We start from the raw sequence: 7613 nt of genomic DNA on the forward strand, positions 1-7613 counted from the left end.
CCACGCGCCCGGCGACGCCTGCCGGTTCCGCTGTTCCGTCGCGTCCTGCGGGTGAGGCTCCGCGTCAGTCGTCCGACTGGTCGCGGCAGGAGCCGTCTAACCCAGTAGCGCGTGCTGGGTCTACTGTTCCGCCGCCTCCTGCGACCGAGGCTCCGCGAGAGACCTCCCAGCGACCGCGCCAGGAGTCGTCCCGGTCGGCGGCGCCTCCCGGCTCTGCTGTTCCGCCTCGGCCCGGTGGTGAGGCTCCGCGTCGGTCGTCCGATCGGCTGGGCCAGGACTCCACGCGCCCGGCGACGCCTGCCGGTTCCGCTGTTCCGTCGCGCCCTGCGGGCGAGGCTCCACGCGAGGCCCCTGACCGACCGCGCCAGGACCCCACCCGCCCGGCGACGTCTCCCGGTTCTGCTGTTCCGCCGCGCCCTGCGGGTGAGGCTCCGCGTCAGTCGTCCGACCGTTCGCGGCGGGAGCCGTCCAGCCCGGCGGCATCTCCGAGTTCTGCTGTTCCGGCCCGGCCCGGTGGTGAGGCTCCGCCTCAGGTCTCCGATCGGCTGCGGCAGGAACCGTCCCGGCCGGCGACGCCTCCCAGTTCCGGTGTCCCGCCCCGCCCCGCGACCGACATCGCACCGCCGACGGCCGACCGGCAACGCGACACTCCCGCCCGCCCGGCGACGACCCCGTCGCGTCCGGCTGTCGCTCCCGAGGAACCGTCGGAAGACACCTCTCGGCTGAGGATGCCGCCCCCCGGTGCGCCTTGGCGGGGTGAATCGTTCACGGATCCCACTGACGGTGCGCCCGCGCGCGGTGTGTGGTCGCCTTCCGGTGCGCCGTATCCCTCCTCCGGTACTGGTACTGGTACCGGAACTGCCGGGTCCCGGCCCGCCGATGCCCCTCCCGCCGGACCCACGGCGTCCGGCTCCTCCACGCCCACCGCCGAAGGCACCCGCACTGGCGCCTGGTCATCCGCCGCTGCCAGTACGCCGGTTCGGCCCGCCGACGACGTCACCGGCAGCGGCACCTGGTCATCGGCCCCGCCCAGCAAGCCGGTTCGGCCGGCCGAAGATTCGTCCAGCACCCGCTCCTGGTCAACGTCCGCTCCCGGCAAGCCGGTTCGGCCCGCCGACGACACCCCCGGCACCGCCCCTTGGGCATCTGCCGCTCCCAGTACCCCAGTTCAGCCCGTCGCGGCCCCTGGCTCCGACGACACGGGCGCCAGCGCATGGTCACCCGCCGCCCCCGGTACCCCCGTCCGCCCCGCCTCCGAGATGCCGCGGCCCGGGGGCAACCCCGGTCCCGATCCCGCCTTTTCGTGGAGCGCGCCGGTAACCCCGAGCGGCGGGCGGCCGGTTGTGTCGTTCGGGGAGCCCGAGGGGTACGACGAGCGGGTGCGGCCGCGGCCGTTGGGGGCGCGGATACGGTCCCGTACGGCCGCCGTCGCCGCCTGCGTCGTACTCGGGCTCGGGCTCATCGGCGGTGCGGTGACCGGGAGTTGGCTCACCGGCGACGACGGGGACGACGGCGGTGCGAGCACCTTCGCCGCCGCCGGGCAGTTGTGGCACAGCGTGCCCGTCGACCAGTTGTTTCCGCCCACTGTGCAGGGACAGGGCGCGGGCCCCGGGGGCGCCGACCGCACCTGGACCCGGATCGCCGTGGCCCCGGACACCGGCTGTACGGGCGCCTTCGACCCGCTGTTGAGCAAGGTGCTCGCCCCGGTCGGCTGCCAGCGGCTCCTGCGCGCCACCTACACCGACGCCACCCAGAGCTATGTCACGACGGTCGGCCTCCTCTTCACCAAGGCCGACACCGCCGGTATGACCTCGCTGTCCACCCGGTTCAAGAACGAGAAGCTCGGCGACCGGACCGACCTCCTGCCCCGCCCGTACGCCGCGAAGGGCACCCTCGCCGCCGGCTTCGGCGACAAACAGCGGGCCTCCTGGACCGTCTCCGTCCTCACCGACGCGCCCGTCGTCGTCTACGCCGTCTCCGGCTGGGCGGACGGCCGTACCGTCGACGCGCCCGAACCCGCCGACGAAGCCGTCACCTCCGGCTCCACCACGGCCCCCTCGCAGTCGGGACTCGGCAACGAGGCGCAGGGGCTCGCCGACCGGGTCGAGCGGAGCCTGCGCAAGACCGTCGACTCACCTTCCGGGACCTCCGCCTCACAGACGTCGGGAACGTCCGGCGCCTCGGCGAACTCGAAGGCCTCGGGAGGGAATTCATGAGCGTCACATCCCGCCGCGCCGGGCTGGTGAGCGCCCTCCTGGCCGCCTCCCTCGCCCTGGTCCCGTCCACCGTCGCGCACGCCGACGGCATACGCGCCCAGGAATGGGCCCTGGACGCCATGCACACCCAGGAGGTCTGGGCGACCACCAAGGGCAAGGGCATCACGGTCGCCGTCCTCGACACCGGAGTGGAGGCCGACCACCCCGACCTCGTCGGCAACGTCCTCACCGGCAAGGACATGGTCGGCTTCGGGGCGAAGCCGGGCGACCGGGCCTGGGCCCGCCACGGCACCGCCATGGCCGGCATCATCGCCGGGCACGGACACGGTCCGGGGGATGAGGACGGTGTGGTCGGAGTTGCCCCCGAGGCGAAGATCCTGCCCGTCCGCGTGATCCTCGAGGACGGCGACTCCGCGCGCAGCAAGGCCCGCACCACCCGTGGCAACGCCCTTGCGGACGGCATCCGTTGGGCCGCCGACCACGGCGCCGACGTCATCAACCTCTCCCTCGGCGACGACTCCGCCTCCGCCCACCCCGAGCCCGCCGAGGACGAGGCCGTGCAGTACGCCCTGAAGAAGGGCGTCGCCGTCGTCGCCTCCGCCGGCAACGGCGGCGAGAAGGGCGACCACGTCTCCTACCCGGCCGCCTACCCGGGCGTGATCGCCGCGACCGCCGTGGACCGCTACGGCACCCGCGCCTCCTTCTCCACCCGCCGCTGGTACGCCACGGTCAGCGCGCCCGGCGTCAACGTCGTCATCGCCGACCCCGACCACAAGTACTACGAGGGCTGGGGGACCAGCGCCGCGTCTGCCTTCGTCTCGGGCGCGGTGGCGCTCATCAAGGCGGCCCACCCGGGGCTGACCCCGGCCCAGATCAAGAAGCTCCTCGAGGACACCGCCCGCAACCCCCCGGTCGGCGGCCGTGACGACTCCCGCGGCTTCGGTTTCATCGACCCGGCCGCCGCGATCAAGGCCGCCGCGGCCCTCAAGCCGACGAGCCTGCACGCCGCCGCCTACGGCAAGAAGTACTTCGGCGCGGGACCCGACCCCGTCAAGACGGACAGCCGTACGTCCGACTGGGCGGGCCCCCTCGCGGGCAGCGTCGGCGGAGTCCTGCTCGTCGCGGCGGTCGTCCTGTGGCGCGGCCGACGCAAACGGCCCGAGGGCTTCTAGAGCCCGCAGAGGACCCCGAAGGAGACTCCGGAGGAGCCCCCGGACGGGTCAGTCGCCGGCCGACGTGGAAGCCGACGTGGAAGAGTCGGATCCCGCGAACGCCGCGACCCCCGCCTTCGCCGCCGCCTCGATCAGCGTGATCCCCTTGTTCTGCGTCGTGCTGCCCTTCGACAGCACCGCGATCAGGTACTCGTGCCCGTCGGGTGCCGTCACCCGCCCGATGCTGTTGACGTCCCACAGCCCGGTCGTGCTCCGCGCCAGCCAGCCGTTCTTCAGCCGCCACTTGGAGCCGTCGGCCGCCGCCGACACCCCCCACTGCTGGTCGGCCTCTATCTTCCCCATCAGCCCCTGGATGTACGACTTCGAGGCCGAGCTCAGTTTGGAGTCGTCCCCGAACACCTGCTGGAGCAGGGTGAGTTGATCCGCGGCCGTGGTCTGCGTCAGCCCCCAGAGCGGGCCGTCGCCGCCCTTGGTGCCGGTCAGCCCGAACTTCTTGTTGGCCGCGTCGAGCCCGTCCGCCGTGCCGATTTTGTTCCACAGCGCCGTAGCGGAGTTGTTGTCGCTGTTCTCGATCATCGTGGTGGCGTACGACTTCTCGGTCGCGGTCAGCTGCCGTCCCGCGTCCTGCGCCTGCAGCAGGAGTGCCGCCAGGATGTCGACCTTGACGATGCTCGCCGTGTCGTAGGCCGTGCTGCCGTACGTGGCGCTCTCACCGGAGTCCATGTCGAGGACGGCGACCGACACCTTCTGGTCGCCGGCCGGGGTCACCGTCTTCATGGCCTCGGCCAGCAGCGCGTCGTAGTCCACCGCCGGCTGCGTCACCGGTTCCACCGTCGCCTCCCCGCTGCCCGATGCCGACGCCGACGCGGAGGCGGACGGCGCCGTCGACGACGATACGGGGCCGGAGTGCGCCTGCGCCTTCACGTACACGGTTCCGGCCGCCGTACCGCCCACGACCGCCACGGTCGCGAGGGCGGTGTAGAGGAGCGGACGGCGCCGGGAGGGACGCGCGCGGTGGTTTCGGCGGGCGGCTCTGGAAGACTCCATGCCCGCGATGGTGGGGGCGGCGACTGTGCGAACCGTGAGGCGAAAGTTAGATGTCTGTCAACGGATTCTGAGAAACGTGTGAAACCTGTGTCTCCTGCGTTTCAGGACCCGCACAAGCCCAGCAGGATCCCCCCGATAGGGTCGGTCACCGTGGCGAACAAGAACATTCCCGACTCCGGCTACTCCGACGACGACGGCTCGGCCGATCCCGCACTGAGCGCGGCGCTCGCCGCCTGGGCCGAGGACCGCACCGCCGTGGATCCCGTGCTGGCGGCCCTCAAGGGCGCCCGGCTGCTCGTGCCCGTGGTGGCCGTGCTCGGCGAGGTGGAGGTGGACGAGAACGGACTGCGCCGCGAGAAGACCAGCGACATGGCCGTCCCCACCCTGAAGGCCGGCGGCCGCACCGCGCTGCCCGCCTTCACCTCCAGCGACTCGCTGGCCCGCTGGGATCCGGCGGCGCGCCCCGTGGCCGTACCGCTGCACCAGGCGCTGCAGGCCGCCGTGCACGAGAAGGCGGACACCATCGTGCTGGACCTGGCCGGGCCGGTGTCCTTCGAGCTGTCGGGGCCCGCGCTGCTGGCCCTCGCCGAGGGGCGCACCAGCGTGGACCCGCTCACCGATCCGGCGGTCGCGGCGGCGGTCCGCGCCGCGCTCACCGACGTGCGCGGGGTGCTTCGTGCCTACCTCGGCCCCGGCCGGGGCGACGGCACCCTCGCCCTCGTCTTCGAGCCCGCCGCGCCGCACGCCGCAGGCATCCACGCGGTCGCGCGCCGGCTCGCCGCCGAGGAGACGCTGAGGGCCCGCCTGGTGCGCGGCCTCGACCTGGCGGTGCTGCCGGCCGGGGCGACGCCTCCGGGCGAGCCCTTGTACGTACGTATGGGGTGAGCCGCTAGCCGTAGACCGGGCCCGTGTACTTCTCGCCCGGGCCCTGGCCCGGCTCGTCGCGGACCAGGGACGCCTCACGGAACGCCAGCTGGAGCGACTTCAGGCCGTCGCGCAGCGGGGCCGCGTGGAAGGAGCTGATCTCGGTCGCGCTCGCGTCGAGCAGCCCGGCCAGGGCGGTGACCAGCTTGCGGGCCTCGTCCAGGTCCTTGTACTTGTCGCCCTCGTCGGTCAGACCGAGCTTCACCGCGGCGGCGCTCATCAGGTTGACGGCGACCGTCACGATCACCTCGACCGCCGGGACCTCCGCGATGTCGCGGGTCAGGGCGTCGAAGTCGGGGGAGTCGGGATTCACGGACTCGGGGGGCGTGTCACTCATGCCCCACACGATAGGGCCCGGTGTACGGCGGTTCGCACCACCCCCGGGTTGCTGCTAACCTTGTGTGATGACCGGCCAGGCACTCGCGTGCCCGGCCAACAAGTGGAGGCTCCGATCTCCCACCTGACTGTCCTCACGGACGGCGGGTCACCCCCGGTCAGGCGGTTGCCATCGTTCCGTACGGACGATGGAGTCGCCCGAAAGCGCGCCCCGCGATCATCGCGGCGGTGCTCCGGCAGTGCTTTGGAGCCCCGTCTTGTGATCGTCCGGGGCATTTTTTGTGCTTCGGCGCGGTTAGGTCTGTCTATCGAGACAAACGCGGCCGTCCGCCAGATGGCCGTGTGGTGCTAACCGAGGAGGATCCATCAGCGCCGAACCCCGCATCAACGACCGGATTCGCGTTCCAGAAGTGCGACTGGTCGGTCCCAGTGGCGAGCAGGTCGGCATCGTGCCGCTTGCTAAGGCCCTGGAGCTTGCGCAGGAATACGACCTGGACCTGGTCGAGGTCGCGGCGAACGCCCGTCCGCCCGTGTGCAAGCTCATGGACTACGGGAAGTTCAAGTACGAGTCGGCCATGAAGGCCCGTGAGGCGCGCAAGAACCAGGCGCACACGGTCATCAAGGAAATGAAGCTCCGGCCGAAGATCGACCCGCACGACTATGACACCAAGAAGGGTCACGTCGTCCGGTTCCTGAAGCAGGGCGACAAGGTCAAGATCACGATCATGTTCCGCGGTCGCGAGCAGTCCAGGCCCGAGTTGGGCTACCGACTGCTGCAGCGTCTGGCTTCGGACGTCGAGGACCTCGGGTTCGTCGAGTCGAACCCGAAGCAGGACGGCCGAAACATGATCATGGTGCTCGGCCCGCACAAGAAGAAGACCGAGGCGATGGCCGAGGCCCGCGAGGCCCAGGCCGCCCGCAAGGCGGAAGCGAAGGCCAACCCGGGCAAGTCGCAGAACGCCGCGGAGTCCGACGTCGAGGACGAGAACAGCGTGGGCGAGGACATCGTCGACGAGGTCGAGGCCCCGGCCGAGGCGTCCGCCGACGCCTGATCCCCGGACGTCAGTCCAGGGATGTAACCGATACAAGAGCGACGCTCCACCGTGCCCGGTTTCACGACCGGGCATCGGAGCGCCACCGACGAGGAGATAACGGCGCTATGCCGAAGAACAAGTCGCACAGCGGTGCCAGTAAGCGCTTCAAGATCACCGGCTCCGGCAAGGTGCTCCGCGAGCGCGCCGGCAAGCGCCACCTGCTCGAGCACAAGTCGTCCCGTGTGACGCGTCGCCTCACCGGCAACGCCGAGATGGCCCCGGGCGACGCCAAGAAGATCAAGAAGCTTCTCGGCAAGTGACGTACGCGGCGCTCCTGTTGAGCGCCGTACGTCTGGACCGGGACCCCATCGATTCCGGGCCGTGTGAGTCCAACCACGGCCCCGCTACAAGGAGTTAAACAAGTGGCACGCGTCAAGCGGGCAGTCAACGCCCACAAGAAGCGCCGGGCGATCCTCGAAGCCGCCTCCGGCTACCGCGGTCAGCGTTCGCGTCTGTACCGCAAGGCCAAGGAGCAGGTCACCCACTCGCTGGTCTACAACTACAACGACCGCAAGAAGCGCAAGGGCGACTTCCGTCGGCTGTGGATCCAGCGCATCAACGCGGCTGCCCGCGCCAACGGCATCACGTACAACCGCTTCATCCAGGGTCTGAACGCGGCCAACATCGAGGTCGACCGCAAGATCCTCGCGGAGCTGGCTGTCAACGACGCCGGTGCGTTTGCCGCGCTGGTCGAGGTTGCTCAGAAGGCTCTGCCCAGCGATGTGAACGCGCCCAAGGCTGCGTGACGCTGGCTCTCGCCGTGAGTTGAAGGGCCCGCAGGTTTCTTGCCTGCGGGTCCTTTGTCGAGTGCGGGTTCGTTGTGG

The 7613-nt window shown here is 71.0% G+C and carries 7 protein-coding genes and 1 pseudogene; 6 read left to right on the forward strand and 2 right to left on the reverse strand.

Annotated features, from left to right (window positions below; translation table 11 throughout):
- Positions 1-1343: 1343 nt before the first annotated feature.
- Positions 1344-2216, forward strand: coding sequence for a hypothetical protein (locus SSP08S_RS54780; RefSeq protein WP_019066255.1), 873 nt, complete (start codon positions 1344-1346; stop codon positions 2214-2216).
- Positions 2213-3388: a type VII secretion-associated serine protease mycosin gene (mycP, locus tag SSP08S_RS03840; RefSeq protein WP_019066256.1), complete on the forward strand. Its 1176-nt coding sequence runs from the start codon at positions 2213-2215 to the stop codon at positions 3386-3388. The genes SSP08S_RS54780 and mycP overlap by 4 nt, the downstream gene beginning before the upstream one ends.
- 48 nt (positions 3389-3436) lie before the next feature.
- On the opposite strand, the gene SSP08S_RS03845 is transcribed toward mycP, so the two are convergent.
- Positions 3437-4435 carry a serine hydrolase gene (locus SSP08S_RS03845; protein ID WP_019066257.1) on the reverse strand — a complete coding sequence of 333 codons (999 nt, stop codon included), beginning with the start codon at positions 4433-4435 and terminating at the stop codon, positions 3437-3439.
- Between the two features lie 150 nt (positions 4436-4585).
- Between SSP08S_RS03845 and SSP08S_RS03850 the strand changes: the two genes are divergently transcribed.
- Complete coding sequence (locus SSP08S_RS03850; protein ID WP_019066258.1) at positions 4586-5320, forward strand: SseB family protein; 735 nt, start codon at positions 4586-4588, stop codon at positions 5318-5320.
- A gap of 4 nt (positions 5321-5324) precedes the next feature.
- Here the strand turns inward: SSP08S_RS03850 and SSP08S_RS03855 are convergent, their stop codons facing one another.
- On the reverse strand, positions 5325-5696 hold the full coding sequence (locus SSP08S_RS03855; RefSeq protein WP_019066259.1) for a DUF1844 domain-containing protein: 372 nt from the start codon (positions 5694-5696) through the stop codon (positions 5325-5327).
- A gap of 339 nt (positions 5697-6035) precedes the next feature.
- On the opposite strand from SSP08S_RS03855, the pseudogene infC reads away from it, so the two are divergent.
- From infC to rplT, 3 genes and pseudogenes are all read left to right on the forward strand, one after another.
- Positions 6036-6747, forward strand: a pseudogene (gene infC, locus SSP08S_RS03860) (translation initiation factor IF-3).
- 107 nt (positions 6748-6854) lie between these two features.
- The gene (gene rpmI / locus SSP08S_RS03865) at positions 6855-7049 is read left to right on the forward strand and encodes a 50S ribosomal protein L35 (RefSeq protein ID WP_019065473.1); all 195 of its coding nucleotides are present in this window, start codon (positions 6855-6857) and stop codon (positions 7047-7049) included.
- A gap of 102 nt (positions 7050-7151) precedes the next feature.
- Positions 7152-7535 carry a 50S ribosomal protein L20 gene (rplT, locus tag SSP08S_RS03870; protein ID WP_019066261.1) on the forward strand — a complete coding sequence of 128 codons (384 nt, stop codon included), beginning with the start codon at positions 7152-7154 and terminating at the stop codon, positions 7533-7535.
- Positions 7536-7613 lie beyond the last annotated feature (78 nt).

The organism is Streptomyces hokutonensis (assembly GCF_000376565.1).
Classification (GTDB): domain Bacteria; phylum Actinomycetota; class Actinomycetes; order Streptomycetales; family Streptomycetaceae; genus Streptomyces; species Streptomyces hokutonensis.

What these genes read in the sequence shown, in the direction of transcription:
- mycP (WP_019066256.1), top strand. Translation starts at nt 2,213, where the DNA reads ATGAGCGTCACATCCCGCCGCGCCGGGCTGGTGAGCGCCCTCCTGGCC.
- SSP08S_RS03845 (WP_019066257.1), bottom strand. Translation starts at nt 4,435, where the DNA reads ATGGAGTCTTCCAGAGCCGCCCGCCGAAACCACCGCGCGCGTCCCTCC.
- SSP08S_RS03855 (WP_019066259.1), bottom strand. Translation starts at nt 5,696, where the DNA reads ATGAGTGACACGCCCCCCGAGTCCGTGAATCCCGACTCCCCCGACTTC.
- rpmI (WP_019065473.1), top strand. Translation starts at nt 6,855, where the DNA reads ATGCCGAAGAACAAGTCGCACAGCGGTGCCAGTAAGCGCTTCAAGATC.